Source organism: Sphingopyxis sp. GW821-FHT10B01 (assembly GCF_059415685.1).
The window spans coordinates 791,633-817,923 of sequence record NZ_JBWKNS010000002.1 but is presented as its reverse complement, the minus strand read 5'-3'; the positions used below and the strand labels follow the sequence as shown (position 1 = coordinate 817,923).

General features: G+C 66.5%; 27 protein-coding genes and 1 riboswitch. Of the genes, 18 read left to right on the top strand and 9 right to left on the bottom strand.

Annotation, left to right across the window (positions count from 1 at the left end; all coding sequences use genetic code 11):
- Window positions 1-23 precede the first annotated feature (23 nt).
- The gene (locus AC07NV_RS08355) at window positions 24-617 is read right to left on the bottom strand and encodes a TetR/AcrR family transcriptional regulator (RefSeq protein ID WP_495165855.1); all 594 of its coding nucleotides are present in this window, start codon (window positions 615-617) and stop codon (window positions 24-26) included.
- A 73-nt stretch (window positions 618-690) separates the two neighbouring features.
- On the opposite strand from AC07NV_RS08355, the gene bdcA reads away from it, so the two are divergent.
- Window positions 691-1,404 carry an SDR family oxidoreductase gene (bdcA, locus tag AC07NV_RS08350; RefSeq protein ID WP_495165854.1) on the top strand — a complete coding sequence of 238 codons (714 nt, stop codon included), beginning with the start codon at window positions 691-693 and terminating at the stop codon, window positions 1,402-1,404.
- A 329-nt stretch (window positions 1,405-1,733) separates the two neighbouring features.
- Here bdcA and nth read toward each other — a convergent pair whose 3' ends face one another.
- The 3 genes from nth to dapB all read right to left on the bottom strand — a co-directional run bounded on the left by nth (window position 1,734) and on the right by dapB (window position 4,347).
- Window positions 1,734-2,390 (bottom strand): endonuclease III, encoded by a 657-nt coding sequence (gene nth, locus AC07NV_RS08345; protein WP_495165853.1) that lies wholly within the window; start codon window positions 2,388-2,390, stop codon window positions 1,734-1,736.
- Window positions 2,387-3,559: a M48 family metalloprotease gene (locus AC07NV_RS08340; protein ID WP_495165852.1), complete on the bottom strand. Its 1,173-nt coding sequence runs from the start codon at window positions 3,557-3,559 to the stop codon at window positions 2,387-2,389. Before AC07NV_RS08340 ends, nth begins: the two co-directional genes overlap by 4 nt.
- A gap of 62 nt (window positions 3,560-3,621) precedes the next feature.
- Window positions 3,622-4,347, bottom strand: a complete 726-nt coding sequence (gene dapB, locus AC07NV_RS08335; RefSeq protein WP_495165851.1) for a 4-hydroxy-tetrahydrodipicolinate reductase — start codon at window positions 4,345-4,347, stop codon at window positions 3,622-3,624.
- A 123-nt stretch (window positions 4,348-4,470) separates the two neighbouring features.
- Here dapB and AC07NV_RS08330 point away from each other — a divergent pair, with 123 nt between their 5' ends.
- Window positions 4,471-5,172 (top strand): NAD-dependent deacylase, encoded by a 702-nt coding sequence (locus AC07NV_RS08330; RefSeq protein ID WP_495165850.1) that lies wholly within the window; start codon window positions 4,471-4,473, stop codon window positions 5,170-5,172.
- Here the strand turns inward: AC07NV_RS08330 and tadA are convergent.
- Window positions 5,169-5,624, bottom strand: coding sequence for a tRNA adenosine(34) deaminase TadA (gene tadA, locus AC07NV_RS08325; RefSeq protein ID WP_495165849.1), 456 nt, complete (start codon window positions 5,622-5,624; stop codon window positions 5,169-5,171). The genes AC07NV_RS08330 and tadA overlap by 4 nt on opposite strands.
- A gap of 140 nt (window positions 5,625-5,764) precedes the next feature.
- On the opposite strand from tadA, the gene rpmB reads away from it, so the two are divergent.
- Window positions 5,765-6,058: a 50S ribosomal protein L28 gene (gene rpmB, locus AC07NV_RS08320; protein ID WP_487792387.1), complete on the top strand. Its 294-nt coding sequence runs from the start codon at window positions 5,765-5,767 to the stop codon at window positions 6,056-6,058.
- A gap of 36 nt (window positions 6,059-6,094) precedes the next feature.
- Here the strand turns inward: rpmB and AC07NV_RS08315 are convergent, their stop codons facing one another.
- Window positions 6,095-7,093, bottom strand: coding sequence for an esterase-like activity of phytase family protein (locus AC07NV_RS08315; RefSeq protein ID WP_495165848.1), 999 nt, complete (start codon window positions 7,091-7,093; stop codon window positions 6,095-6,097).
- Window positions 7,094-7,254: 161 nt separating this feature from the next.
- Between AC07NV_RS08315 and AC07NV_RS08310 the strand changes: the two genes are divergently transcribed.
- From AC07NV_RS08310 to AC07NV_RS08240, 15 genes are all read left to right on the top strand, one after another.
- A complete protein-coding gene (locus AC07NV_RS08310; protein ID WP_495165847.1) occupies window positions 7,255-7,659 on the top strand; it encodes a glycine zipper 2TM domain-containing protein in 405 nt (134 codons plus the stop codon).
- Between the two features lie 192 nt (window positions 7,660-7,851).
- Window positions 7,852-8,943 (top strand): Ppx/GppA phosphatase family protein, encoded by a 1,092-nt coding sequence (locus AC07NV_RS08305; protein WP_495165846.1) that lies wholly within the window; start codon window positions 7,852-7,854, stop codon window positions 8,941-8,943.
- Entirely contained in the window at window positions 8,940-9,650 is a 711-nt protein-coding gene (locus AC07NV_RS08300) for an RlmE family RNA methyltransferase (RefSeq protein ID WP_495165845.1), read from the top strand. The genes AC07NV_RS08305 and AC07NV_RS08300 overlap by 4 nt, the downstream gene beginning before the upstream one ends.
- A 37-nt stretch (window positions 9,651-9,687) precedes the next feature.
- Entirely contained in the window at window positions 9,688-11,160 is a 1,473-nt protein-coding gene (locus tag AC07NV_RS08295; protein WP_495165844.1) for a S41 family peptidase, read from the top strand.
- Between the two features lie 75 nt (window positions 11,161-11,235).
- Window positions 11,236-11,418: riboswitch (cobalamin riboswitch) on the top strand.
- A 148-nt stretch (window positions 11,419-11,566) separates the two neighbouring features.
- Window positions 11,567-13,525 carry a TonB-dependent receptor plug domain-containing protein gene (locus AC07NV_RS08290; protein ID WP_495165843.1) on the top strand — a complete coding sequence of 653 codons (1,959 nt, stop codon included), beginning with the start codon at window positions 11,567-11,569 and terminating at the stop codon, window positions 13,523-13,525.
- Window positions 13,525-14,067, top strand: coding sequence for a hypothetical protein (locus AC07NV_RS08285; protein ID WP_495165842.1), 543 nt, complete (start codon window positions 13,525-13,527; stop codon window positions 14,065-14,067). The genes AC07NV_RS08290 and AC07NV_RS08285 overlap by 1 nt, the downstream gene beginning before the upstream one ends.
- Window positions 14,067-14,474 carry a DUF1636 domain-containing protein gene (locus tag AC07NV_RS08280; RefSeq protein ID WP_495165841.1) on the top strand — a complete coding sequence of 136 codons (408 nt, stop codon included), beginning with the start codon at window positions 14,067-14,069 and terminating at the stop codon, window positions 14,472-14,474. The genes AC07NV_RS08285 and AC07NV_RS08280 overlap by 1 nt, the downstream gene beginning before the upstream one ends.
- Window positions 14,471-15,487 carry a nicotinate-nucleotide--dimethylbenzimidazole phosphoribosyltransferase gene (gene cobT, locus AC07NV_RS08275; protein WP_495165840.1) on the top strand — a complete coding sequence of 339 codons (1,017 nt, stop codon included), beginning with the start codon at window positions 14,471-14,473 and terminating at the stop codon, window positions 15,485-15,487. Before AC07NV_RS08280 ends, cobT begins: the two co-directional genes overlap by 4 nt.
- Window positions 15,484-16,053 (top strand): histidine phosphatase family protein, encoded by a 570-nt coding sequence (locus AC07NV_RS08270; RefSeq protein WP_495165839.1) that lies wholly within the window; start codon window positions 15,484-15,486, stop codon window positions 16,051-16,053. The genes cobT and AC07NV_RS08270 overlap by 4 nt, the downstream gene beginning before the upstream one ends.
- Complete coding sequence (locus AC07NV_RS08265) at window positions 16,050-16,769, top strand: adenosylcobinamide-GDP ribazoletransferase (protein ID WP_495165838.1); 720 nt, start codon at window positions 16,050-16,052, stop codon at window positions 16,767-16,769. The genes AC07NV_RS08270 and AC07NV_RS08265 overlap by 4 nt, the downstream gene beginning before the upstream one ends.
- The gene (locus AC07NV_RS08260) at window positions 16,766-17,749 is read left to right on the top strand and encodes a threonine-phosphate decarboxylase (protein WP_495165837.1); all 984 of its coding nucleotides are present in this window, start codon (window positions 16,766-16,768) and stop codon (window positions 17,747-17,749) included. The genes AC07NV_RS08265 and AC07NV_RS08260 overlap by 4 nt, the downstream gene beginning before the upstream one ends.
- Window positions 17,742-18,680, top strand: a complete 939-nt coding sequence (gene cbiB / locus AC07NV_RS08255; protein WP_495165836.1) for an adenosylcobinamide-phosphate synthase CbiB — start codon at window positions 17,742-17,744, stop codon at window positions 18,678-18,680. The genes AC07NV_RS08260 and cbiB overlap by 8 nt, the downstream gene beginning before the upstream one ends.
- On the top strand, window positions 18,668-20,125 hold the full coding sequence (locus tag AC07NV_RS08250; RefSeq protein WP_495165835.1) for a cobyric acid synthase: 1,458 nt from the start codon (window positions 18,668-18,670) through the stop codon (window positions 20,123-20,125). The genes cbiB and AC07NV_RS08250 overlap by 13 nt, the downstream gene beginning before the upstream one ends.
- On the top strand, window positions 20,122-20,643 hold the full coding sequence (gene cobU / locus AC07NV_RS08245) for a bifunctional adenosylcobinamide kinase/adenosylcobinamide-phosphate guanylyltransferase (protein ID WP_495165834.1): 522 nt from the start codon (window positions 20,122-20,124) through the stop codon (window positions 20,641-20,643). Before AC07NV_RS08250 ends, cobU begins: the two co-directional genes overlap by 4 nt.
- A 99-nt stretch (window positions 20,644-20,742) precedes the next feature.
- Entirely contained in the window at window positions 20,743-21,825 is a 1,083-nt protein-coding gene (locus tag AC07NV_RS08240) for a transglutaminase-like cysteine peptidase (protein WP_495165833.1), read from the top strand.
- Here the strand turns inward: AC07NV_RS08240 and AC07NV_RS08235 are convergent.
- The 3 genes from AC07NV_RS08235 to AC07NV_RS08225 are packed head-to-tail and all read right to left on the bottom strand — an operon-like array spanning window position 21,771 to window position 26,274.
- Window positions 21,771-23,021 carry an HlyD family type I secretion periplasmic adaptor subunit gene (locus AC07NV_RS08235; RefSeq protein ID WP_495165832.1) on the bottom strand — a complete coding sequence of 417 codons (1,251 nt, stop codon included), beginning with the start codon at window positions 23,019-23,021 and terminating at the stop codon, window positions 21,771-21,773. The genes AC07NV_RS08240 and AC07NV_RS08235 overlap by 55 nt on opposite strands.
- Before the next feature lie 11 nt (window positions 23,022-23,032).
- On the bottom strand, window positions 23,033-24,130 hold the full coding sequence (locus AC07NV_RS08230) for a cell wall hydrolase (protein WP_495165831.1): 1,098 nt from the start codon (window positions 24,128-24,130) through the stop codon (window positions 23,033-23,035).
- A complete protein-coding gene (locus tag AC07NV_RS08225; RefSeq protein WP_495165830.1) occupies window positions 24,127-26,274 on the bottom strand; it encodes a type I secretion system permease/ATPase in 2,148 nt (715 codons plus the stop codon). The genes AC07NV_RS08230 and AC07NV_RS08225 overlap by 4 nt, the downstream gene beginning before the upstream one ends.
- Window positions 26,275-26,291 lie beyond the last annotated feature (17 nt).

Genomic DNA, 26,291 nt, shown 5'->3' with positions numbered 1-26,291 from the left:
CGGCTGCCGGACCGGTCCGCCGGTCAATCGGGCAGGATTTGCGCGAGCACGCGACCGGCGAGACGGGCGGTGGCGAGCAGGCGGGGCAGGTCGTGCCCGTTCCGCGCCTTGGCGGAAAGTCCCGACATCGTCGTGGCGACGAAATCGGTCACCCGGTCGGCGTCGCCGGGATAGCGGGCCGCAATATAATCGCGGATGAAGGCTTCGGCGGCGCGGTTCCGCACCCGGGCCGCTTCGCGGGCCGCCTCGTCGTTGCAGCGTGTCCCTTCGAGAACGGGGCAGCCGCCCGCCGCCGGATCCAGCGCATAGCGGCGCGCAGCGTCCTCCAGCACCGCCGCAAGACCCTCGGCGACCGGGACGTCGGGACGCAGGATCGCATCAAGCGGAATCGCGTCGGTGCTGACCCAATAATCGAGCACGCGGGCATAAAGCCCGGCCTTGCTGCCGAAAGCGGCGTAGAAACTGGGCGGATTGATGCCGAGCGCGTCGGTGACATCGGCGACGCTGACGGCATCATAGCCGCGCGCATGGAAGAGCTTCTGCGCCGTTGCGACGGCGGCATCGGGATCGAACCGCCGCGGGCGACCGCGCGACCGGGATTTATTTATAGTATCCATTACAAAATACCTTGACGAAAGCCTTTCGAATTTTATGTAGTGTTCCCTACATTATTAATCAAGGAATCTCCCAATGACCGAATTTCAAGGGAAGTCCGTTCTCGTCCTCGGCGGCAGCCGCGGGATCGGGGCGGCGATCGTGCGCCGTTTTGCAACCGACGGGGCGAAGGTCGTCTTCACCTATAACGGATCACGCGAGGCGGCCGAACAGCTGGCGACCGAAACCGGCACGACGGCGGTGCCGACCGACAGCGGCGACCGCGACGCGGTGATCGCACGGGTGCGCGAGAGCGGTCCGCTGGACATATTGGTCGTCAACGCCGGCTTCGCCCTGTTCGGCGACGCGCTCGACCTCGATCCCGACGACGTCGACCGCCTAATCCGCGTCAACGTCAACGCCCCCTATCATGCGTCGGTCGAGGCCGCGCGGCAGATGCCCGAAGGCGGCCGCATCATCGTGATCGGATCGGTCAACGGCGACCGTATGCCCATGCCCGGCCTGGCTTCCTATGCGCTGACCAAATCGGCGCTGCAGGGCATGGCACGCGGGCTGGCGCGCGATTTCGGGCCGCGGGGGATCACGATCAACATCGTGCAGCCCGGCCCGATCGATACCGATGCGAACCCCGAGGACGGCCCGATGCGCGAGCTGATGCACAGCTTCATGGCGATCAAGCGCCACGGACGGCCCGAAGAGGTCGCGGGCATGGTCGCCTGGCTGGCGGGCCCCGAAGCGGGCTTCGTCACCGGCGCGATGCACACGATCGACGGCGCGTTCGGCGCGTGATCTGTTCGGGGGGCGGTCGCGAGGCCGTCCCCCTGCCGAGAGCGAGGCGTCCAAAAGCTGCCGAAAGGCGACCTCTTTGTCCGTTCGCATCGAGCTCAGTCGAGATGCCCATCGGCGCGGAGTAGATCGAGGGGTGTCTCGACGTCGCTCGACACGAACGGGAATAGGGAACGTCCAGAAACGACCGGTGCGAAACGGACCTATTTTCATCGCCACCCCGGGCTTGGCCCGGGGCCTGACTCTCTCGAAGGAAAAGGCGGATCCCGGATCAAGTCCGGGATGACGAAGGGGGTGAAGCAACGTCCGCTTCGCCTAAGCGGTCATTCCCATCACGCCGCCTTCTTTGTCTTCGGCGGCAGGGTCTTGGGCTTGTACCGGCACAGATCGTCGACCGGACAGCGCCAGCATTCGGGGGTGCGCGCCTTGCAGATATAGCGGCCGTGGAGGATCAGCCAGTGGTGCGCGCCGACGCGAAACGGCCCGGGCGTATTCTTCTCCAGCTGCTTTTCGACGCCAAGCACGGTCTTGCCCGGCGCGAGACCGGTGCGGTTGCCGACGCGGAAGATATGCGTGTCGACCGCGAAGGTTTCGGCGCCGAACGCGCAGTTCATCACGACATTGGCGGTCTTGCGCCCGACGCCGGGCAGTTCGACGAGCGTGTCGCGGTCGGCGGGCACTTCGCCGCCGAAATCGCGCACGAGGATTTCACTGAGCGCGATGACATTCTTCGCCTTGCCGTTGAACAGCCCGATCGTCTTGATGTGCTGTTTCAGCCCGTCCTCGCCAAGATCGACCATCTGCTGCGGCGTCTTCACATCCTGAAAGAGCAACCGCGTCGCCTTGTTCACGCCGACGTCGGTCGCCTGCGCCGACAGCACGACCGCGACGAGCAGCTGATAGGTGTTGCCATATTGGAGTTCGGTCTCGGGGCTTGGATTGAGTTCCGCAAGCCGCCGGTAGAATTCGAAGATGTCGGCTTTCTTCATTTTACCCCGGACGCGCTAGCATGCTTCGCCTTCCACTCCATCGCGACGCGGACGCGCCGTTCGACCGACGGATGCGAATAGAAGATGAATTCCTCGACCGCGTTCGGGCGCGGGCTGCGATATTCGGCGGTCTTGACGAGCGCGCTGGCGAGCGCGTCGGGCAGGTTGGCGGTGCGCAGCGAATAGACGTCGGCCTCGCTCTCGCCCGTACGGACCAGATAATTCTGCACCGGCAGCGCGAGCAGCGCGAAGAGCGACACGATGAACATCATCACCGGAAAGCCGCGCGGATCGTCGATCGTGGCGCGGCTGCCGAACAGGCGCGTCAGCCGCGGAAACAGCCGGTCGGCGAGAAAGAAGAGCACGACCGCGAGCAGCGCGAAGACGATGATCATGCGCCAGATATGGCCGGACACATAATGACCGATCTCGTGCCCCGTCACCGCCTTCACCTCGTCGAGCGACGCGCCCTTCAGCGCGACGTCGGAGATGGCAATGCGCGCCGCATGGCCGATGCCCGAGACATTGGCGGTGAAATTGTTCGACTGGCGCGAGCCGTCGAACATATAGATGCGATCGGGCGAAATCCCCGCTTCCTTCGCCTGCACGACGAGCGCATCGCGCACCGGTCCTGCGGGCACGGGCTTATAGTCGTTGAACAAGGGCTCGATCAGGATCGGCGAGACGAGCAGCACCGTGGTGATGGCGAGCGCGGCGAGCCCGCCCGACCAGATCCACCAGCGCCTTCCCGCGCGGCGGATCAGCGCATAGATGCCGAGGAAGAAGAGCCCGCCGAACAGCGCGCCGAGCAACAGCGACATCGCATATTGGCCGATATAGTCGCCCAGCGGCTGCGCGGTGCGGCCATAGGCCGTCTCGCGCCACCAGCCGGCATAGACATCCCACGGCAATGTGATCAGGGCGGACAGCAGCAGGAAGGCGGCGCAGAGCAGGAAGGTTCGCGTCGCCCAGCCGCGCCGTTCGAGCTTTGCCGCCAGCCGGTCGAGGATGCCGAAACGGACAAAAAGAAGGGTAACGACGGCTGACACGACGACGCCCCACAGCAACAGCCATTCGCCGCCGCGCGTATAGTCGGCCGCCTTCGCAAGCGCCTCGGGACCGAGGCCGTCGATATAGGCGGCGGTGGCGGCGGCGGGATCGAAGGCCATGCGTATCTCCCTGCTGTGTTGTTTTTACAATACGGGCCAGAACATCGAGCGCAAGCGCCCGGTCAGAGCCCCAGCACTTGCGGCATCGTGTAGCGGCCGGGCTTCTGCCGGATCAGCCACAGCGCCGCACGCACCGCGCCGCGCGCAAAGATCGTGCGGTTTTCGGCGCGATGCGACAGCGTGATCATTTCCTCGGGTCCCGCGAAGATCACATCATGGTCGCCTGCAACGGTGCCGCCGCGCAGGCTGGCAAAACCGATCGTGCCGCGGCCGCGGGCGCCGGTGACACCGTCGCGGCCGCGCTCGGACCCGGTCGCGAGATCGATGCCGCGGCCGTCGGCGGCCGCCTGTCCGAGCAGCAGCGCGGTGCCGCTCGGCGCGTCGACCTTTTTGCCATGGTGCATTTCGAGGACCTCGATATCCCAGTCGGCATCGAGCCGCGCCGCCGCCTCGCGCACCAGATGCGCGAGCAGGGTGACGCCGAGCGAGGTGTTGCCGGTCTGGAGCACCGCGATGTCGCGCGCCGCATCGTCGATCAGATAATGATGGCGCTCCTCGAGCCCCGTCGTGCCGATGACGATCGGCGTCCTGGCCGCGACACAGGCATCGAGCGTCGCCTCGAGCGCCGCCGGCGACGAGAAATCGACGATCGCGTCGCTCGCGCTGGCGAGCTTCAATATATTCCCGCCCTTGTCGATCCCGAGGCTGTCATGGCCCGCCCCGGAAATCGCGGCGGCGAGCGCGACGCCCATCCGTCCTTCGCTGCCGATAATGCCGATGCTGGTCATATGCCGTCCCCTGACTATGGAATCCCCTTAGCCGCTCGTGTCGAGCGAAGTCGAGACACCGTGAGGGCGGGCGTTACCGATGGGCATCTCGACTTCGCTCGATGCAAACGGATAAGAGAGCGCATGGCTCAATATCATAATATCGTCATCCTCACCGGCGCCGGCGTGTCGGCCGAAAGCGGCATCGACACGTTTCGCGACGGCGGCGGATTGTGGGAACAGCACCGCGTCGAAGATGTCGCGACCCCCGAAGCCTTCGCGCGCGATCCCGACCTCGTGCTGCGCTTCTATGACATGCGGCGCGAGGCAATCCAGACCAAGGTGCCGAACGCGGCGCACGACGCGCTCGCGCGGCTCGATGCCGCATGGCCCGGCGAATTGCTGATCGTCACCCAGAATGTCGACGACCTCCACGAACGCGCGGGGGCGAAGCGGCTGATCCATATGCATGGCGAGCATCTGAACGCTTGGTGCACCCTTTGCGACGCGCGCAGTCCGTGGGCGGGGCCGCTGCTCGAACGGCCCGCGTGCCCCGCGTGCGGGGCGACCGGCGCGCTCCGGCCCGACATCGTCTGGTTCGGCGAGATGCCGTACCGGATGGACGAGATTTACCACGCGCTGAACCGCGCCGACCTGTTCGTCTCGATCGGGACGTCGGGCGCGGTCTATCCCGCGGCGGGTTTCGTGCGCGAGGCCCGGGCATCGGGCGCGCAGACGCTCGAACTCAATATGGAACCCAGCCAGGGCAGCCACTGGTTCGGCGAAGCGCGGCACGGCCCGGCGAGCCTGCTGGTGCCGCAATGGGTCGGGGAAATGCTCGGCTAGCGCCGCGCCGCGAAAAAATCTCTCAGCAGCGTCGCCGCCTCGCCAGCCCCGATCGCGTCGTAAATTTCGGGCCGGTGGTGGATCGTCGGCTGCGCGAAGGTCCGCGGGCCGTGAACGACCGCACCGCCCTTCGGATCGTCGGCGCCGTAATAGAGCCGCGCGATTCGCGCGTGGGCGATCGCACCGGCGCACATCGCGCAGGGTTCGAGCGTCACATAGAGGTCGCAGCCGTCGAGCCGCTCGTTGCCGAGCTTGGCCGCCGCGGCGCGAATCGCGACGATTTCGGCATGCGCGGTCGGGTCGTGCGATTCGCGCGGGCGGTTGTGGCCTTCGGCGATCATCACGCCGTCCTTGACGATCACCGCGCCGACGGGCACCTCGCCCCATTCTGCGGCGATGCGGGCAAGATCGAGCGCGCGGCGCATCGGTTCGGGAAGCGGGAATTGGGCCATAAAAACGGCCTATGCGCTTGACGAATCTCCTGCAAGCCGATAAGCGCGCGCCTTTCCCGGCTCACTCCGGTCCTGCATCCCCCGATTGATCGGGACGCACCCGGACGCCGAACCGAAATTTTTGTACGAGGACAAACATCATGTCGCGCATCTGCGAACTGACCGGCAAGGGCCGTATGGTAGGCAACAATGTCAGCCACGCCAACAACAAGACCAAGCGCACCTTCCTGCCGAACCTGCAGAATGTGACGTTGCTGTCGGACGCGCTGGGCAAGGGCGTCAAGATGCGCGTGTCGACCCACGGCCTGCGTACGGTCGAGCACAATGGCGGCCTCGACAACTGGCTGGTCAAGGCCGGCGACGACCAGCTGTCGGCTGCGGCGCGCAAGGTGAAGAAGGAAGTGACGAAGAAGCTGGCCGAAAAAGCCGCTTAATCGCCTTCGATTCGCTGAAGCAATCAGGCGGCCGGGTTACCGGGCCGCCTTTTTGCTGTCTGGCGTACGCCTGGGCGGCAGGTCGACCAGTTCGAACTGCAACAGCAGGCTGCGCTGCCACACATTGAAATTATCGTCGGCGACGAGCCACAGCCAAGTACGTCCTCCCTCGACCGAAATCGCTGCGCCTTCGTAATTTTCGGCGAGCGGCACCGGAACGCGGCCGATCGTCTGCGACCGAACGACGGCATCTTTCTTGATATCCAAGGGATCGACGATTGCGATGATCGTCGTGAACACGGGATCGAAGCCGAGCCGCCGATGCACGAGAAGGATGCGCCCGTCGGGCAGCGCCGCGGCATCGCTGACCAGCCCCTTCCCCCGCGAATCATAGAAGAAGCGAATCGGTGCCGGCCCCGGAGCCGCGGGATCGCCGGTATAGATCAGCGCCTCGCGCCCGCGCGGATCGCCGTCGGCATCTTCGGAAAAAACGACCGTCCGCCCATCGGCGAGCCGCGCCATCGCCTCGGGCCCGCGGTTCGAGGGCCAATGCGGTTCGGGCAGCTTGCGCCGCGATTCGATTTGCGAAAGATCGGCGTCGAGTCGCCAGATCTGATTGACATTCTCCAGCGCGAACCAGCTCTTGCCGCTTTCGGGATCGACAAACATCGCCTCGGTGTCGGCCATCGACTTGCGCGCCGGGCGGCCGTCCGGTGTCGGCAGCGGCTGGATGCGCACGTTTGAAACAACGCCGCGCGAATCGAGCGTCAGGCGCGTCCAATAGCCATTGTCGCCGATCAACTGGAATCGGTCCCGCCCCGTCCGCGCAATCGCAGAGAAACCGCCGAAGCGGCTGTGCGGGCTGACGAGACGCCAACCCCGCACGAAACGCATCGTGCCGTCGGCCTCGGGCGCAAAGACGAGCGGACGCGCTTCGGCCTGCTCGGTCCGATCCTCGGCCGGAAAGCGCATGACGGTGCCCGGCACCGGGCCGAGGGCAAGAAAAATCAGGGCGGCGGGTAGGAGACGGCGCATGGCCGCGGAGTTAGGGTGGCGGCACAGGAAAGGAAAGCAGTTCACCGCAGAAAGCTGAACATGAGCCAACAATGATGTTCAGGCTTCGCTCAATGCGAATCGGGCAAAACCTCTTCATCGACAAAGCCCAGACGGGCCAACGACGACGAAGGAGAACGACAATGAAAAAGATGGTGACCCTCTCGATCGCCGCCCTGATGTCCACCGTGACGCTGGGCATGGCGGCCCCCGCCGCCGCACAGAACGGCTATTATGACCGCGACGGCTATTCGAGCAGCAACGTCCGCTATGACCGCGACGATCGCCGTTACGACCGACGCGACTATCGCCGGGACAACCGCCGCGATTACCGCAACGATCGCCGTTACTATCGCAACAATGATCGCCGGGGCTATCGCCAGTGCGACAATGGCACCGGCGGCACCGTGATCGGTGCGATTGCGGGCGGCCTTGCCGGTCATGAAATTGCCGGTCGCGGCGACCGTGCCGTCGGCACGATCATCGGCGGCGCCGTCGGCGCCATCGCCGGCCGCGCGATCGACAAGGGGAATGACGGCTGCCGTTAAAGGGCAGTCCCGACCCCCAATAATTTCCTTTCTACCTTTCACCCCGTCCGGCCCCGTGCCGGGCGGGGTTTTCCTTGCATGCCAGGGGTGCGGGAGGAGGCGCTTGCCATAATGCCCGGGAAAGCCTAGGTTTGCTGCCAAGTGCACGCTCGCGGTTTTGCGGGCGCGTGAGCAGAACAGGTTACAATAGCCATGCGGCAAATGGCAGCGCCATCAGGGCGACCGCCGCGGCCCGGCCCGGCGGTAAAAGGACGAAACAAGGCAGACGGCGGTGAACGTCCGATGCCGATCACGCGGCCGCGCAGCTATGCCGCGATCGACCTTGGCACCAACAATTGCAGACTCTTGATTGCGCGCCCGCAAAATGGCGAGCTCGTCGTCATCGACGCCTTTTCGCGCATCGTCCGTCTGGGCGAAGGCCTGCACGGCAGCGGACGCATCAGCGACGCGGCGATGGACCGCACCGTCGCCGCGCTGTCGATCTGCGCCGACAAGCTGCGCCGCCGCCATGTATCCTTGTCGCGCGCGGTCGCGACCGAAGCGTGCCGCCGCGCAACCAACGGCGAGGAGCTCGCGGACCGGGTCCGCCGCGAAACGGGTATCGTCCTCGACATTATTTCGGCGGCCGAAGAGGCGCGGCTCGCGGTTCTTGGTTGCCACAATCTGATGGAACCGGGCGAAGGGCCGGCGCTGATTTTCGACATCGGCGGCGGCTCGACCGAGCTGATGCACGTCGATGTGTCGGACCATGACGTCAAGATCCACGACTGGATCAGCGTGCCGTGGGGCGTCGTGTCGCTGACCGAACATGCGCCGCTTCCCGATGACAGCCTGGCCGGGCGCCAGGCCGCCTATGCCCATATGCGTGAGGTTACCCGCGATGCCTTTTCCGCCTTTGCCGACCGCGCCGGGCAGTTTGCCGGACAGAAGCTGCGTCTGCTCGGGACCAGCGGCACGGTGACCACGCTCGCCAGTGTCTTCCTCGACCTGCCGCGCTATGACCGCCGCGCCGTCGACGGGCTGGTCGTCCCGTCGGACGCGATGCGCGATATCAGCCGCCGCCTCGCCGATGCGAGCATTGCCGACCGCGCCGAGATCGCCTGCATCGGCCGCGAGCGTGCCGATCTGGTCGTCGCGGGCTGTGCAATCCTCGAAAGCATCATCGACCTGTGGCCCGCCGTACGCGTCGGCGTCGCCGATCGCGGTATCCGCGAGGGTATCTTGCGCACGCTGGCGATGCAGGGCCGCGATATTCCCGTGACCCGCCGCGAGTATCGCAAATGAGCACCGGAAGCGGCAAAGGCGGAAGCGGCCGGGGCGGCCTGCACGTGCGGGTCAAGACCGCGAAAAAGCGGAGCGTCTCGTCGACGCGCTGGCTGCAACGGCAATTGAACGACCCTTATGTCCGCCGCGCGCAGGCCGAGGGCTATCGGTCGCGCGCTGCGTATAAGTTGATCGAGCTCGACGAGAAATTCGGTTTTATCAAAAGAGCGCGCGCCGTTGTCGATCTGGGCATCACGCCGGGTGGCTGGTCGCAGGTCGTCCGCAAGGCGAATCCGCGCGCGCGCGTCGCGGGGATCGACCTTTTGCCATGCGAGCCGATCGAGGGAGTCGAGATCCTCGAGATGGACTTTATGGACGATGCAGCGCCCGACGCGCTGATCGAGGCGCTCGGCAGCGCCCCCGACCTCGTCATTTCGGACATGGCGGCGAACACCGTCGGCCACCAGCAGACCGACCATCTGCGCACGATCGGGCTGGCCGAAACCGCCGCCGATTTCGCGGTGCAGACCTTGCTGCCCGGCGGCGCTTTTGTCGCCAAGGTGTTTGCAGGCGGCGCGGACCACACGCTGCTGACGCTGCTCAAGCGGCATTTCACGACGGTGAAGCACGCGAAACCGCCGGCGAGCCGCAAGGGATCGCCCGAGCTCTATGTTATCGCGCAGGGTTTCAAAGGGCGTCAGGGTGCGGAAGAAACGGACGCCGAATAGAGGCAAAGCGATTTGAACGAGCCGGGGGACATGATCGATGGGTAAGACGAGGCAGTCGGTCGCGGCTGTAACGCTCGCAGCGCTGATGCTGGCATCGTGCGGCGGCGGCGGTGGGTCGGGCACCGGAGGAAGCGGTGGCCCGGTTACCGTCACTCCGACGCCAACTCCGACGCCCACACCGACCGCAAATTGCGCGCTCGCGTCGCGTCAGGCCTTTGCCAAAGCCGTCATCGACGAATGGTATCTGTTCCCCAATGATGTCGCGAGCGGCGTCAGTCCCGCGAGCCATGGCAACGTCCAATCCTATATCGACGCGCTGGTCGCGCCCGCGCGCGCGCTGAACAAGGACCGGTTTTTCACCTACATCACCTCGATCGCCGAAGAAAATGCCTTCTACGCCAGCGGGTCGAGCGCGGGTCTCGGCGTCCGCATGGTCTATGATGCCGTGAACCAGCGCATCGTCATCGCCGAGGCCTATGAAGGCGCACCCGCCTTTGCTGCGGGCATCGACCGCGGAACCGCGATCGTCGCGATCGGCACCAACAGCAGCAATTTGCGCAGCACTTCGAGCATCGTCGCCGCCGAAGGAACCGCAGGCCTTACCAATGCGCTCGGTCCCAACGATCCGGGGGTCAGCCGTGTTCTGCGTATTACCGACGCCAGCGGCACCCGCGATGTCACGGTGGCAAAGGCCGACTATTCGCTCGACCCGGTTTCCGACCGCTACGGCGCCAAAATTATCGCCGAGGGCGGTCGCAATTACGGCTATCTCAATTTGCGCACCTTTATCTCGTCGGCGGATCCGCAGCTGCGCGCGGCCTTCCTGAATTTCCGCAATCAGGGTGTCACCGACGTCATCATCGACTTCCGCTATAATGGCGGCGGGCTCGTTTCGACGGCCGAGCTGATAGGCGACCTGCTCGGGCGCAACCGGTCGTCGAGCGAGATATTCTCGCAAATGAACTTCCGGCCGTCGAAGGCATCCGGCAACAATGAAACGCGCTATTTTGCCGCACAACCCGAATCGATCGCCCCGACACGAATCGCCTTCATCGGCACCGGATCGACCGCGTCGGCGAGCGAACTCGTGATCAATTCGATGCTGCCCTATCTCGGCACCAACATGACGCTGGTCGGCAGCAACACCTATGGCAAGCCGGTCGGCCAGATCGCGCTCGACAAAGCCGAATGCGACGACCGGATGCGTGTCATCGCCTTTGCGACGGGCAATTCGGCCGGCGCGAGCGCCTATTATGACGGACTGGCCCCGAAAATCGCGAACAGCTGCGCCGCGGGCGACGATCTGAGCCTGCCGCTCGGCGATCCGCGCGAAGCGTCGGTCCGCGCGGCGATCAATTTCCTTTCGGGCACCGCGTGCACGACACGCATCGCCGATGCCAGCACCGGCGCCGCGGCGCGGAGCAGCCGCGCCGTGGCGCCGGCGAGGCAGGAAATGCTGATGGCCGAACAACCGAGCGCAGCGCAGCGCGACCTGCCGGGGCTGTTCTAGGATCGTACCGCTTCAATCGGGATCGTGCCGACGGTTGCACTGCAACAATTGACCGCAGCCGCAAAATGCGGCTAACGGCCGCGGCAAGCGACTGGTTCCCCGGCGACGGGGATAATAGGGAACGGGAAAACCCCGGCTGCCCCTGCAACTGTACGCGGCGAGCCATCGGCCACTTGCCATTGGGATTTCGGTCCCGAGAAGGCGGTCGACCGGCGCTGACCCGCAAGCCAGGAGACCTGCCCGTCGCCGTCGTCTTTCGCGCGGACAGGGTGTTCCGGGCGGACGGGGGTAAACCCGCATGACGACAAGTCTGGCCGCGTTCGCGCGCGGGCTCGATGTCGTGCGTCCCCAACGGACAACCGCATCGATTCCGCGCGCGTGGGCGGCATTGTCGATGGGGTATCCAATGTTCAAGTTTGTTTTCCGAAGTTCGATCTGCCTTGCCGCCGTGGCGGCATCCTCCGCGGCGTCCGCCGACGAGGCGTCCACCGCGCATGCCGTCGCCGCCGATGGCGACAGCATCATCGTCACCGCGACGCGCGCGCCGCTGACGCTCGACGAAGTGCCCGCCTCGATCGCCGTGCTCGACAAGGACGCGATCGACCGCGCGCAGGATATCGGCGTCACCGAGCTTCTGCTCCGCACACCGGGCATCAGCATTTCGCGCAACGGCGGCTATGGCACGTCGACATCGCTCCGCATCCGCGGCGCCGAGTCCGATCATACCGTTGTCGTGATCGACGGGGTGAAGCTCAACGATCCCTCGTCGACCGGCGGCGGCTTCAATTTCACCAATTTGCTCGCCGGCGACATTTCGCGGATCGAAGTGCTGCGCGGGCCGCAGTCGATCCTGTGGGGCAGCCAGGCGATCGGCGGGGTGGTCAATGTTGTGACCGCGTCGCCCGAAAAATCGATCGAAGGCAGCTTCGATCTTGAAGCCGGATCGCGCGAAACGGTGAATGCGCGCGCCGCGATCGGCGGCCGCACCGGTCCGTTGAGCTGGCGCATCGGCGGTCAGCGTTTCACCACCGACGGCGTCTCGTCGCACGCCAGGGCGTTCGGCGGGGTCGAGCGCGACGGCTATCGCAACCAGAGCGTTTCGGGTCGCGCCGAACTGGCGCTGGCCGACAATGTCAGCGTCGACGTGCGCGGCTATTATTCGAGCGGCCGCGTCGAATTCGACGGCTTCAACGTCGACAGCAATGATTACGGGCAGAACAAGGAGTTCGTCGGCTATGCGGGGCTGAATGTCGACCTCGTCGGCGGACGCTTCCGCAACCGCGTCGCTTTTGCCTATACCGACACCAACCGCGACAATTTCAACCCCGACCGCGCGCGGCCGCAGAGCTTCGAGGCCGACGGCAAGAACAAACGCTGGGAATATCAGGGCAGCTTCGACATCTCCGACCGCATCACCGCGATCTTCGGGGTCGAGAATGAGCGTTCGGATTTCCGCAGCCGCTCGCCCGCGGCGTCGCTTGCAACGCCGGTTCCGGCTTTTGCACGCGGCAAGGCCGAGCTGACGAGCGTTTATGGCCAGCTCAGCGTCGAACCGGTCGACGGGTTGACGCTCAATGGCGGCGTTCGTTACGACGATCACGATCGCTACGGCGGCCAGACTTTGTTCGCCGCAGGCGGCGTGTGGCGGCTCTCCACCGGGACCGTCCTGCGCGCGAGCTATGGCGAAGGCTTCAAGGCGCCGTCGCTGTATCAGCTGTTCAGCGAATATGGGAATGTCGCGCTCGATCCCGAGGCAGCGCATGGCTGGGAAGCCGGCATCGAACAGCATCTGTTCGATTCCAGGCTGGTCGTCGGCGCGACCTGGTTCGACCGCAAGACGACGAACCAGATCATCTATAACAGCTGTTCGTCGACGACGACCAACCCGATGTGCTTCGTGCCGGGCAATCCGACGACGCGGCGCTTCGGCTATTATTCGAACGTTTCGCGCAGCGAAGCGCATGGCATCGAAGCCGCAGCCGCGCTGACCCTCGGCGGACTGAAGCTCGACGGCAATTACAGCTGGATCGTCGCCGAGGATCGCTCGCCCGGCACCGCTAATTTCGGCAAATGGCTGCCGCGCCGTCCGCGTCAGACCGCCAATGCGTCGGCGAGCTACGGCTTCGATTTCGGGCTCGAACTCGGCGCGGCGGTGCGCTGGTCGGGCAAAAGCTACGACAATGCGAGCAACGCCCAGCGGCTCGACGATTATACGCTCGTCGACCTGCGCGCCGAATATGCGCTGGCGGACAATGTGAAGCTGTTCGCCCGCGCCGAAAATGTCTTCGACGAGCAATATATGACCGCCTTCCGCTATGGGTCGCTCGGCCGCAGCATCTACGCCGGCATCCGGGGGCGCTTCTGATGGCGGCGCTGTCGCAGCGCGGCGCGTCGGCGCTCTGGGTCTCGCTGCTGACCGCCGCGAGCACCGCGACGACGCTCGCGCTCGCCTGCGCGACGCCCTTTCCGGCGCTCGCGGCGCTTGCGGCGGTGCATATGCGCCGCCGGGGCGGCATCCTGCTGATGCTGCTCGCGTGGGCGGCGAGCCAGTTCGTCGGTTTCTTCCTGCTCGGCTATCCGCGCGACGGAAGCACGCTGGCATGGGGTGCCGGGCTCTGCACCGCAGCGGTGGGCTCGGTGCTCGCCAGCTATGCGGTGCTGAGCGCGCTGAACTATCGCTCGGTCGCGGCGCGGCTGAGCCTCGCTTATGCGGCGGGCTTTACCGCGTTCAAGGGCATCATCCTCGCATGGGCGCTGGTTCTCGGCGGGCTGCACACCGCGATGGCGCCCGACCTGCTCGCCGAGCAATTTGTCCGCAACGGCGCGATCCTGATCGGGCTCTATGCCCTCTATCGCGCGCTCGTCGCGGTGGGTGTTCCCGCCCCGCCGCAGCCGATAGCCGCATAATGCTGACGCGCGTCGACCCGGGGCCCGCGGTGGTGGTGTGCAACACGTGCCGCCACAGCCGCGAGTCCCGGGACGACGCCGGCGGCGTGCGCGGCGGCGCGCGGCTCGTCGCGGCGCTGCGGCGCCTCAAGGAAGACGAACCACGCTACGCCGGCATCGCGGTGCAGGAAATGGCGTGCCTGTTCGCGTGCCAGGATTTTTGCACCGTCCACCTGCGCGCGCCCGACAAGGTCGGCTATGTCATGGGCCGGTTTCAGGGCAACGACGATTCGGCACGTGCCATCCTCGACTATGCAGTCCACTATGCCGCGAGCGAACATGGCCGCGTCCCCTTTTCTCTTTGGCCCGAAGGCGTCAAAGGCCATTTCATCACCCGCACCCCGCCGCCAGGATTTATCGCCGAATGACCAGTTTTCCGTCGCTTGACGCCTTCGAGGCCGCGCTCGCCAACCTGCGCGAGCCCGACCCCGATGCCGAGGCGGACGCACGGGTTCGGCAAGCCGAACTGACCAAACCCGCGGGATCGCTCGGGCGGCTGGAAGAGCTTGCGATATTCTTTGCCGGCTGGCAGCGCCGTGCGCGGCCGCGGATCGACCGCGCACGCGCCGCCATCTTCGCCGGCAATCATGGCGTCACCGTCCACGGGGTCAGCGCCTTCCCGGCCAGCGTCACCGCCCAGATGGTCGCCAATTTCGCGAACGGCGGCGCCGCGATCAACGCGCTCTCGGGCGCAGCGGGGCTTGAACTCACGGTCATCGCGCTCGACCTCGACCGGCCGACCGCCGATTTCACCGTCGCCGCCGCGATGACCGAGGACGAATGCCTCGATGCGCTGAATCGCGGCGCTGCCGCCGTCGAGGCCGATCTCGACCTGATCATAGTTGGCGAAATGGGGATCGGTAATTCGACGGCGGCGGCCGCGCTCTGTGCCCGCAGCCTTGGCGGCAATGCGGCGGAATGGGTCGGCCCCGGCACCGGAATCGACGGCCATGGCGTCGCGCGCAAGCTGCAGGTCGTCGATCGGGCCATGGCCTTCCACGCCGACGCGCCGCGCTCGGCGTTCGAGACGCTGCGCCGTGTCGGCGGGCGCGAAATTGCCGCGATCGCCGGTGCAATCGTGCGCGCGCGCCAGCTCGGTGTGCCGGTGCTGCTCGACGGTTTCATCTGCACGTCGGCAATCGCCCCGCTCGCGGCCGACAATTCCGCGATAACCGCGCATTGCATCGCGGGCCATTGCTCGGCCGAACCGGGGCACAAGCGCCTGCTCGACCTGCTTGGCCTCCATCCGCTGCTGAAGCTGGACATGCGGCTCGGCGAAGGCAGCGGTGCGGCGGTCGCCGCGAATATCATCCGCAGCGCGCTCGCCGCGCACGACAAGATGGCGACCTTTGCCGAGGCGCAGGTTTCGGCATCGCTGTGACCGGCTTTGCGCTCCATCTGCTGCGCCACGGCGCACCCGAAACGCCGGGATTGCTGATGGGCCGCACCGATGGCGCACCGACCGCGGAAGGCATCGCCGCGTGCGTGGCGCAAGCGGAAGATCTCGGCATCGAAAAGCTTGTCGCTTCGGATCTTCGGCGCAGCCGCGATGCCGGCGAAGCGATCGGCAAGGCCGCGGGCGTCACGCCGACCATCGATCCGCGCTGGCGCGAACTCGATTTCGGCGACTGGGACGGCAAGGCGGCGAGCAGGGTCGATCCGGGCGCGCTCGGCGGCTTCTGGAACGATCCCGATGCCAACCCGCCCCCCGGCGGCGAACGCTGGTCGGCGCTGGTGGCGCGTGTGTCGGCGGCGATCGCCGACCTTGACCCGACCCCGACGCTGATCGTTACCCATGGCGGCGCCATGCGCGCCGCGCTCCATATCCTCTGCGGTTTCGACCAGCGCCAGCTCTGGGCGTTCGAGCTTCCTTACGCTTCGCTGCTCTCGCTGCGCGTCTGGCCGGGCGAACCGGCTAGCGCGCAGATTGCCGGGCTGTATCCATGAAGGGGCTGATCGTCGCGATCCAGTTCCTGACGCGCCTGCCCACCCCGCGCGTCGCCGTATCAAGCGACGAGTTCGCGGCGTCGATGCGCTGGTTTCCCGCGGTCGGCCTGATTGTCGGCGCGCTCGTCGCGGGCGCGGGCTGGGCGGGCGCCCGGATCGATCCGTGGACGGGTGCCCTGTGCGCGCTCCTGATCTGGGTCGCGGTTACCGGCGCGCTGCATCTCGACGGGCTTGGCGATATCGCCGACGCAAGCGGCGCCGCGCACAAGGACCGCGAGCGGCTGATCGCCGTGCTCGGCGACCCGCATGTCGGCAGTTTCGCTGTCGTGACGATCGGGCTGCAGCTGATCGCCAAGCTGGTGCTGCTCCACGCCTTGCTGGACCGCGGCGCCTTTGTCGCCATCGCGCTCGTCCCCTTTGCCGCGCGGATCGGCCCGCTGGTCTGGTCGCGCGCGCTGCCCGATTTGCACGCGGGGCTCGGCTCGCGCTTCCGCAATGCCGTGCGGCCGATCGATTTCGTCATCTGGGCCGTGTTGCTGTTGGCGGCGGCGTGGGCGTCGCCCTCGTTGCTTGCCACGCCGCTCATCTTCCTCCTTTGGGGCTGGTGGCTGATGCGCAAGATCGGCGGCATCTCGGGCGACGGGCATGGCGCGGGGATTGAAGTCAGCGAAAGCTTTCTGCTCGCTGCCGCATTGCTGCTCGCGCATTGCCCGTGAGCGGTCGCTGGACCTGGCACGGCGGTGGGATCGAGGCCGCGAAACGCCATTTCGGCACGAACGAGGGGTATGACTGGATCGACCTGTCGACGGGGATCAATCCCCACATATGGCCCGGCGCAGCCGACATGGCGTTCGACTGGCAGCGGTTGCCGGAACCCGAGGCGCTGACACGGCTCGAAGCCGCTGCCGCTTCCTTTTTCGGCGTCGACCCCCGCCACGTCTGCCCGGTGCCGGGGACCGAGATCGGCCTCCGTCTTGTCGGCGGGCTGATCGGCGGCCCGGCGCGCCACATCGCGCCCGGTTACCGGACCCATGGCGAGATGATCGCCGACAGCATGGCCACCGGCTGGTCCGAGGCGCTGAATCCGGACGGCACGCTGATCATCGCCAATCCGAACAATCCCGACGGCCGGCTGATGGACGGCGAGACGATGCGGGCGCTACTCGACGGTCGCGGTCCCGGCGGCTGGTTGCTGGTCGACGAAGCTTTTGCCGATGTCGATCCGGCGCACAGCATCGCGGCGTCGGTCGACGATGATCGGCGGCTGATCGTCTTCCGGTCCTTCGGCAAATTCTTCGGCCTCGCGGGCGTGCGGCTCGGCTTTGTTGTCGCGCCGCATGGCATCGTTGCGGCATTGCGCGAGCGGCTTGGCGCCTGGCCCTTGTCAGCCGCGGCAATCGCCATCGGCACCGCCGCCTATGCCGATGCCGACTGGATTGCGGGAATGCGCCGCGACCTGCCGGTCGAGGCCGCGACGCTCGACGCGATGCTGGTGCGCCGGGGCCATCGGCCGACGGGCGCCTGTCCGCTTTTTCGCCTGATCGAGGTCGACGATGCGCACGCGTTGTTCGAAAGGCTCGCGGGGCGCGCGATCCTGACGCGTCCCTTCGCCGATCAGCCGCGCTGGCTGCGCCTCGGCCTACCCGCCGATACCGGCGCGCTCGCACGGCTGGACGCGGCTCTGACCGATGGCTGAACCCGTCGCGCTCACCGCGCTCGCGCTCGACGCCGCTTTTGGCTGGCCGCGCGCTCTCTATCGCCGCATCGGCCACCCCGTCGGCCTGTTCGCGCGCCTGATCGACCGGTGTGAGATGCGCTGGAATCGCCGCGACCATGGCTTCGCCGCACGGCGCGCGCTCGGTGTGCTCACGCTCCTTCTCCTGCTGCTTGTCGCGGTGGGGCCCGCCTGGGTGCTCCAGCACATGCTGATCGCGTCGCTCGGTGCGTGGGGCTGGGTGGCGGTCGCCATCCTCGCCTGGCCCGCGCTCGCGCAGCGCAGCCTGTTCGACCATGTTCGCGCGGTCGCCGACACGCTCGACGGCGGCGACCTGCCCGGCGCGCGCGCCGCCGTCGGCATGATCGTCGGCCGCGATACCGCGACGCTGGACGAGGCCGGCGTTGCACGGGCCGCGATCGAAAGCCTCGCCGAAAGCTTTTGCGACGGAGTCGCCGCGCCGCTCTTCTGGCTGCTCGTCTTCGGCCTTCCCGGCATCTGGGCCTATAAGGCGATCAACACCGCCGACAGCCTGATCGGGCACCGCGAGGAACGCTGGTGCGCCTTCGGCTGGGCCGCGGCGCGCCTCGACGACCTCGCCAATCTGGTCCCCGCAAGGCTTTCGGGCCTGCTCCTCTGTCTTGCAGGCGGCGGCGGATGGCGCATCCTGTGGCGCGATGCGGGCAACCATGCGTCGCCCAACGCCGGCTGGCCCGAGGCGGCCATGGCGGGGGCGCTGGGGCTTCGACTGGCGGGGCCGATCGCCTATGACGGCGCCATGTACGACAAACCATGGATCGGCGAGGGCGACAGCGATGCGGGCGGGGACGATATCGACCGCGCGCTCGCCGTCTATGTTCGCACCTGCCTGCTGCTGTGGCTGATCGCGGGAGCCGTCTCATGGCTGCGCTGATGCTGCAGGGCACCGGCTCCGACGTCGGCAAGTCGGTGCTTGTTGCAGGTCTGTGCCGTGCCTTCGCCAATCGCGGCCTTCGTGTCCGGCCGTTCAAGCCGCAGAATATGTCGAACAATGCCGCGGTCACGATCGACGGCGGCGAGATCGGGCGCGCGCAGGCGTTACAGGCGATCGCATGCCGCGTCGAACCGCACAGCGACATGAACCCGGTGCTGCTGAAGCCGCAGGCCGACCGCACATCGCAACTGATCGTCCACGGCCGGGTGCGCGGGACGCTGGGCAGCGGCAATTTTCGCGAAGCGCGCGGCGCGCTGCTGCGCGAAGTGTTCGAAAGCTATGACCGGCTGCGCGCGGATTGCGACCTTGTCGTCGTCGAGGGCGCCGGATCGCCCGCCGAAATCAACCTCCGCGCAGGCGACATCGCCAATATGGGCTTCGCGCGCGCCGCGGGCGTCCCGGTCGTATTGATCGGCGATATCGACCGCGGCGGCGTGATCGCGTCGGTCGTCGGGACGCGCGCGGTGATCGACCCCGAAGACGCTGCGATGATCCGCGGTTTCCTGATCAACAAGTTCCGCGGCGATCCGGCGCTGTTCGAGGATGGCTATCGCGAGATCGAGCGGCGCAGCGGCTGGCCGGGCTTCGGCGTCATTCCGTGGCTGGCGGCGGCGGCGCGCCTGCCGAGCGAGGATGCGGTGATCCTCGAGCGCCCGGCCGACCCGCGCGAGGGCCGCAAGCTGGTCGCTTGTCCGATCCTGCCGCGCATCTCGAATTTCGACGATCTCGACCCGCTCAAGCTCGAATCCGGGGTTGAGATCGTCATGGTGCCGCCGGGGCGGCCGATCCCCGCCGAAGCAGCGATGATCGTCCTGCCTGGCTCCAAGGCGACGATCGCCGACCTCGCGGCGCTGCGCGCCGAGGGATGGGATATCGATATCAAGGCGCATCACCGGCGCGGGGGACTGATCATCGGGCTTTGCGGCGGATACCAGATGCTCGGCCGCCGGATCGCAGATCCGCTCGGGATTGAGGGGGCGCCGGACGCGGTCGACGGGCTGGGCCTGCTCGACGTCGAGACGACGCTCTCGCCCGCCAAGACATTGCGCCGGGTGCGCGGTGAGGCGCTGGGCGCCGGAATCGAGGGATATGAGATGCATATGGGCGAAACCCGCGGTCCGGGTGCCGCACAGCCCTTCGCGGTGCTGGACGGCGGTGCAAATGACGGCGCGATCGGCCGCGACGGCCATGTGATCGGCTCCTATCTGCACGGCCTGTTCGCTTCGGCCGACCTGCGCCGTGCGCTGCTCGAGCGCGTCGGCCTCGCGGGCAGCGGCCGCGACTATCGCGCCGATGTCGATGCGGCGCTCGACGAGATTGCCGCCGACCTGTCGGCCCATGCCGATATCGACGGCCTGCTTCGGCTCGCGCGGGACGGCGCGTGACCGGATCGTCGCTCTTCGTGCTGGGCGGCGCGCGATCGGGCAAGAGCCGCTATGCGCAGAGCCGCGCCGAAGCGATGGCAGGCGATCCGGTGTTCGTCGCGACGGCGGAAGCCTTCGACGACGAGACGCAGGAGCGCATCGCGCGCCACCGCGCCGACCGCGATGCGCGCTGGCGCACCGTCGAAGCACCGCGCGACCTGCCCGCCGCGATCGACGCATGGAACGATCCCCAAGCGGTCGTGCTGGTCGACTGCCTCACGCTGTGGGTGTCGAACCTGCTCCTCGCCGACGCCGATATTCCGCGCGCAGGGCGCGAATTATGCGCTGCGATCGCCCGCTTCGAAGGGGCGCTGATCCTCGTCGCCAACGAAGTCGGGCTGGGCATCGTGCCCGACAATGCGCTGGCGCGGCAGTTTCGCGATGCCGCCGGACAGCTCAATCAATCGGTCGCAGCAGCGGCCGACGAAGTCGTCCTGTTGACCGCAGGCCTCCCGCTCACCCTCAAGCCGCGCAGCTAGCGCCACCGCGCAAACGCCCATTTTCCGGCATTATGCTGAATAGGGCGTTTACTATCGCCATGAAGCTTATCCTCATCCCGCCCCGGCAAATGCGGGAGCATGAGAACATATGCCCATCTTGTCGCTGGCGAGTCGCGGTGGTTTCCTGTTTCCATCGCGATTGCCGCTATGGCGCTGGCGCCGTCGGCCGCCCATGCCTCGTCCAAGCTGCTCAACGCGAAGGCGTTGCCGGGCAGCAAGGCGATGTGTCCGGTCGCCTCAAGCTCTGCTTCGCCAGCACCGATGGACATATCGCGCGCCATATTGGGCGGCGCGCCGAGTGCGCTCGACCGCATCCGGTCGGATCAGCAGGGCGGGTCGGCCGCGGCCCCTAACGCTCCCGTGTTGACCACCGCCGGCCTGGGCACATTTCCGGCGCGCATGACGCTCGAGCCCGCGAGCCGCGCGCCGGTTTCCTTCGCGCTGCCCGGCATCGCCAACTGCAATGCGCAATCGATCTTTGGCCCCGCCCCCGAAACCGGCGCGGACGATGATCCGGCGGCCGAACTCGGCACGCGGGCGATCCCGGTCAAGCGGACGCGTTTCGACGATCGCTGGGATCATGTCCGCCGCGCCGCACCCGCCGCGCTGATGCAGGGCAAGCTGCGCCGCGCCCATGCGTCGCCGGGTCTTGGCGAAAAGGAACTGCTGGCGCGGGTCAATCAGTGGGTGAACCGCGAGATCGCCTATGTGAACGACGACCGCAACTATCGTCAGCGCGATTTCTGGGCGACCGCCGAACAGACGATCGCGCGCGGCAGCGGCGATTGCGAGGATTTCGCGATCCTGAAAATGCAGATGCTGCGCGCCGCCGGGGTCGATCCCGACCGGATGAAGCTGGTTCTTCTCCGCGACCTTGCGGCGAATGCCGATCATGCGTTCCTGCTTGTCCAGACCGATGCAGGGAAGCTCGTGCTCGATAATGTGACCGACCGCCTTTACGATGGCAGTCAGGCCAATGCAGTGCGCCCCGTCCTGTCGTTCAGCGGAAACCAGCGCTGGGTGCATGCCTATCGCGGCACGCAGCCGTCACCGAACCTCGTCGCGCTTCCGGCATCGCAGAAAAGCTATACGCTGGCGCTGAACAATCAGCGTTCGGTGAGTGCCGATCCGCTGACCTTCAAGACCGGCTTGAGCAGGTAACTCAACACCGATTTCTTCCCGGTCACGATTTCGACGTCGCACAGCATGCCCGGGGTGATCGGCAGGCGGCGGCCGTTCGACACCAGATAGCTATTGCTCGTCTCGACCACGACGGTGAAATAGGCCTGCCGCTCGACCTCGTCATAGATGCTGTCGGCGGAGACGCGCACGACCCGGCCCTTCAGCCCGCCGTAGATCGAGAAATCATAGGCCGTCACCTTGACGTTGGCGGGGTCGCCGACCTTGATGAAGGCGATATCGCGCGGCGTCACGCGCGTTTCGATCAGCAATTTGTCGCCCAACGGCACGACCTGCATGATCTTTTCGCCCGCATTCACATAGCCGCCGACGGTGTTGACGAGCAGGTCGTTGATGACCCCGCGCGTCGGCGAACGAATTTCGGATCGCGCGAGCCGCCCTTCGGCGCCGCGGATCGTTTCCTGATTGACCGCCATCTTGGTCGTCAGCTGGCTGCGCTCGTTGAGCGCCTCCTGCTGGAAGTCGAAGCGCGCGCGCGACACTTCGGCGCCCGCCTCCTGAACCGCCGCCTGCGAGCGCGAAATCGCCTGGCGCGCGGCGGCGAGGCGGCCCTGGATATCGACCACTTCGCGCTGCGCCGTCAGCAGTTCGGTCTGCGGAACGACGCCTTTGGCCGCAAGCGGTTCGAGCATCGTGACCTGTTGGCGTGCGAGACGCAGGCTGCTCTCGAGCGACGAGGCGGTGGCCTGCGCTTCGCCCATATCGCGGCGGCGTTGCTCGACCCCGGCGGAGAGCGCGGCGAGCTGGCTTTGCAGCGACGAACGCCGCACCTGCGCCAACCGCATTTCGTCGCCGCAGCTTTCGCCGGTGCATCCGGCCCCGCCGCCTTCGCTGGCAAGGCGCGCGGCGCGCTGCCCCAGCCGCGCATTCTCGGTTTCGAGCTGGCCGAGTTCGGACTGCGACGATGTGTTGTCGAGGCGGACCAGCAACTGGCCCTTCTTCACCGTCTGCCCCGAGCGGACGAGGATTTCGCGGATCGTCGAAGGTTCGGCCGACTGGATGATCTGGACCTTTGACGAGGGGATGACACGGCCCTGCCCGCGCGTCACTTCGTCGACACGCGCGATGCTCGCCCACGACAGGAACAGGACAAAACCGGCGGCGGCGGCGACCATGATCTGTTCGCTACCGCGCAAACGCTGCCAGAATTTCAACATGACATGCGCCTCTATTTACCGGCCGCCGCGTCGAGCGCAGGCTGTACGCCCTGCTGGCTCGTCAGGCTGTCGAACCGCGATTTGCTCTGGGTGGGATCGGGAATATTCGGAACCCAGCCTTTGGTCACATCGACCCGGCCGCCGACGTCGGTATCGGTGCGGCGGTCGGTCGGATCGCGAACCGGAGCCACCGCATCGGTCGCCACGATTTCGCCCGGAAGACCCTCGGTTGCCGCGCTACCATGATAGAGCTGGCTGAACGCCGGGATCCATTCGGCGCCGGCATAAGCGTCGGAGAAAGCCCGCGGCTTCCCCCAATTGCCCGGCCAGCGATAGAAAATATGCGCCCCGATCTGCTCGATTTTGGTCAGCTTCGGCGCCCAGCGCGGCAGGACATAATCGGCATGATAGTGCGTTGCCATGCCGACGCTGGTTTCGACATGGCCGCTCAGCGCCGCGCGGGCGATCTCGGCCGAGCGGCGCCACAGGGCGGGTACGGGCGGACGGCTCATCGCGCCGTCGCACGCAAAGCTGAACTGGCAGCCGGGGCGCGAGCTGCCCTGATAGATCACGCCGCACACGGTATTGGGATAGGCGGGGTGGCGCATCCGGTTGAGGATGACCTGCGCGACCGCGGCCTTGCCGGCGTCGGACTCGGTCGCCGCCTCGTAATAAATGGCCTGCGTCAGGCAGCGCTGCGCGTTCGTCGCCTGCGCCACCGTCAGCGTCGGCATGATGAATGGCCGCGCCGCCTCGACCGGCAGGGCCGAAACCGGAAGCAACGCGTTGCGCGCAACCGCATCGGCGCCCTCGGCCGTCGGGACGATCGAGTCGGTTTCGGTTTCGGTGATCAGCTTTGCGATCGCCTTTTGTTTGGCGGCTTTTGCCGTCACCACCGGATCGGCGGTCCAGCCGGCGACCCAATTCTCGAAACCGCGCGAAAGCCGGTCGTTGGTCGACGCAAACAGGATCGCCGCGGCCACCAGCGCGAAGGCCAGCAAGACGATCTTCAGGCTCTTCGACGCGCCCGGCCGAAGCGTTTCCGCATCAATCCACGGCGCGTCGGTCGCGGCGGCGCCGTCGCGCCCGATGTTGAGCTCTGGGATCATGATGTCGGTTCCTTCGTCGATCGCGCGAGCACTTCGGCGCGCGGGCCGTCGGCGATGATCCGCCCGCCGTCGATCACGATGATGCGGTCGCACATCTGCAGGATCGCCTCGCGGTGGGTCGCGATGACCACGGTCTGCGACTTGGCCACTGCGGCATCGAGCGCGTTGATGAAAAGCCGTTCGCTTTGCGTGTCCATTGCGCCCGTCGGTTCGTCGAGGAACAAAAGGCGCGAGGGCGACGCGAGCGCGCGCGCGATGGTGAGGAAACCCCGCTGCCCGCCCGACAGCTGCCCGCCACGCTCGCCCGTGCCGCGGTCGAGCCCGGTTTCGTCGCGGCCCATGAACCGGTCTGCGCCGATCGATTGCAGCGTGGCCAAGAGCTCGGCATCGGTGGCCGACGGTGCGCAAAATTGCATATTCTGCTTGATCGAACCGCTGAACAGCACCGCATCCTGCCCGACAAAACGGAACTGCGAGCGCAAATAGATCGGCGAATGCTGGCGGCTGTCGAGACCGTCGATGAAGATATTGCCGGCCTCGGGTGCATAGAGGCCGCAGAGCAGACGCCCGAGCGTCGATTTGCCCGATGCGACCCGGCCGACAATCGCGATCCGTTCGCCCGCATCGATCTTCAGATTGATGTCCGACAGCGACGGCGCTGACGCGCCCGGATAGGTGAAGGACAGACCTTCCACCGCGACATTGCCCTTGTCGATCGTCAGGTTCAGCGCGCTGCTTCCCATGCGGCGCTCGTCGTCGGCTTCGATCATCTGCTGGATGCTCGCCATCGTCGTCAGCGCCTGACGCCCACGCGTCATCAGGAAGGCGAGCTGTCCGACGGGGGCCATCGACCGGCCGGCGAGCATGACGATGGCGATAATCGCGCCCATCGAAATCTTGCCCGCATCGAACAGATAGAAACCGCCCACCACAAGAGCGAGGCTCGAAAATTGCTGGCCCAGCGTCGCAAGATTGATCGCAGCGGCCCCGGTCCGGCGCATCGTTGCCTGCGTGCGCGCGCTGGTGTCGACCATCCGGCGCCACTGGCCCAGCACCTGACCCTCGGCCGCGCAGCTCTTGACCGTTTCGGCCCCGCCGATCGTTTCGACCAGCATCGCGTGCTGGATGCTGGCGTCGGCCTGATTGTCGAGCGAGGCCTGCACCATGCGCCGCTGCAGGAAATAGCCCGCAACCCCCATCACCAGGATGATCGAAAGCGGCACGAGCGCGAGCCAACCCGCAAGCACGGCGATCATGATCAGAAACAGGAACAGGAAAACGATGTCGACGAGAAGGACGATCGTCGTCGAAGCAAAGAAATCGCGGACCGATTCAAATTCGGAAACGCGCCGCGCGAGCATTCCGGTGCTGCCACGGCGGTCCGCCAGCGGCATGTTCAGCACCTTCGCGAAGATTTTTTCCGACAGTTTGACGTCGAGTTCGCGGCCCAGATCGTCGAGAAGCGTGGCGCGCGCGAGGCGAAGCGCAAATTCCACCGCAAAGGCGAGCAGCGCGCCGACGGCGAGGACCCAAAGGCTCGACACCGCCTTGTTCGGGATGACGCGATCATACACGTTCATCGTGAACAGCGGCAGGGCAAAGCCGAGCAGATTGATCATCAGCGCCGCGCCGAGCACCGGGTAGAAGGACCGGCGCATCCGCCGGATCTCACTCCAGAACCAGTGGCGCTTCGTGGCCTCGTCCCACGGCCGTTCTTCGGCGCGGATCGCGGTGGGATCGGCGGCGACGGCGACCGCCTGCCCCGCGTAGCTCTCTTCGACGCTGGTTTCGTCGGCCCAGACCGGCGCATCGGCGCCGGGCTCCCAGACGAGATATTGGCTATCGCGCGCTTCGATCAGCACCGCGCACGACGCGTCCTTGCGGCGGATGATCGCGGGCAGGTCGCGGGCAAAGTTCCTCACCTTGCGCGCATGGATCTGCTCATTGTTGATGAAGCACAGGTCGAGCGCGGCTTCGGCCTGATGAAAGGGGAGGAAGCCCCTTTCATCGCGCGCCAGCGCCGACAGCGCGCCGCGCTGAAAATTCTGGCCGAAATGCTGCGCGACAAAGAGGATGCAGGCGATCAACGGATCGCCCGGCACCTCTTTGCCGATACGCGCTATGGAGGATTGATCCTGCACCATATTGATATTTTCTACTT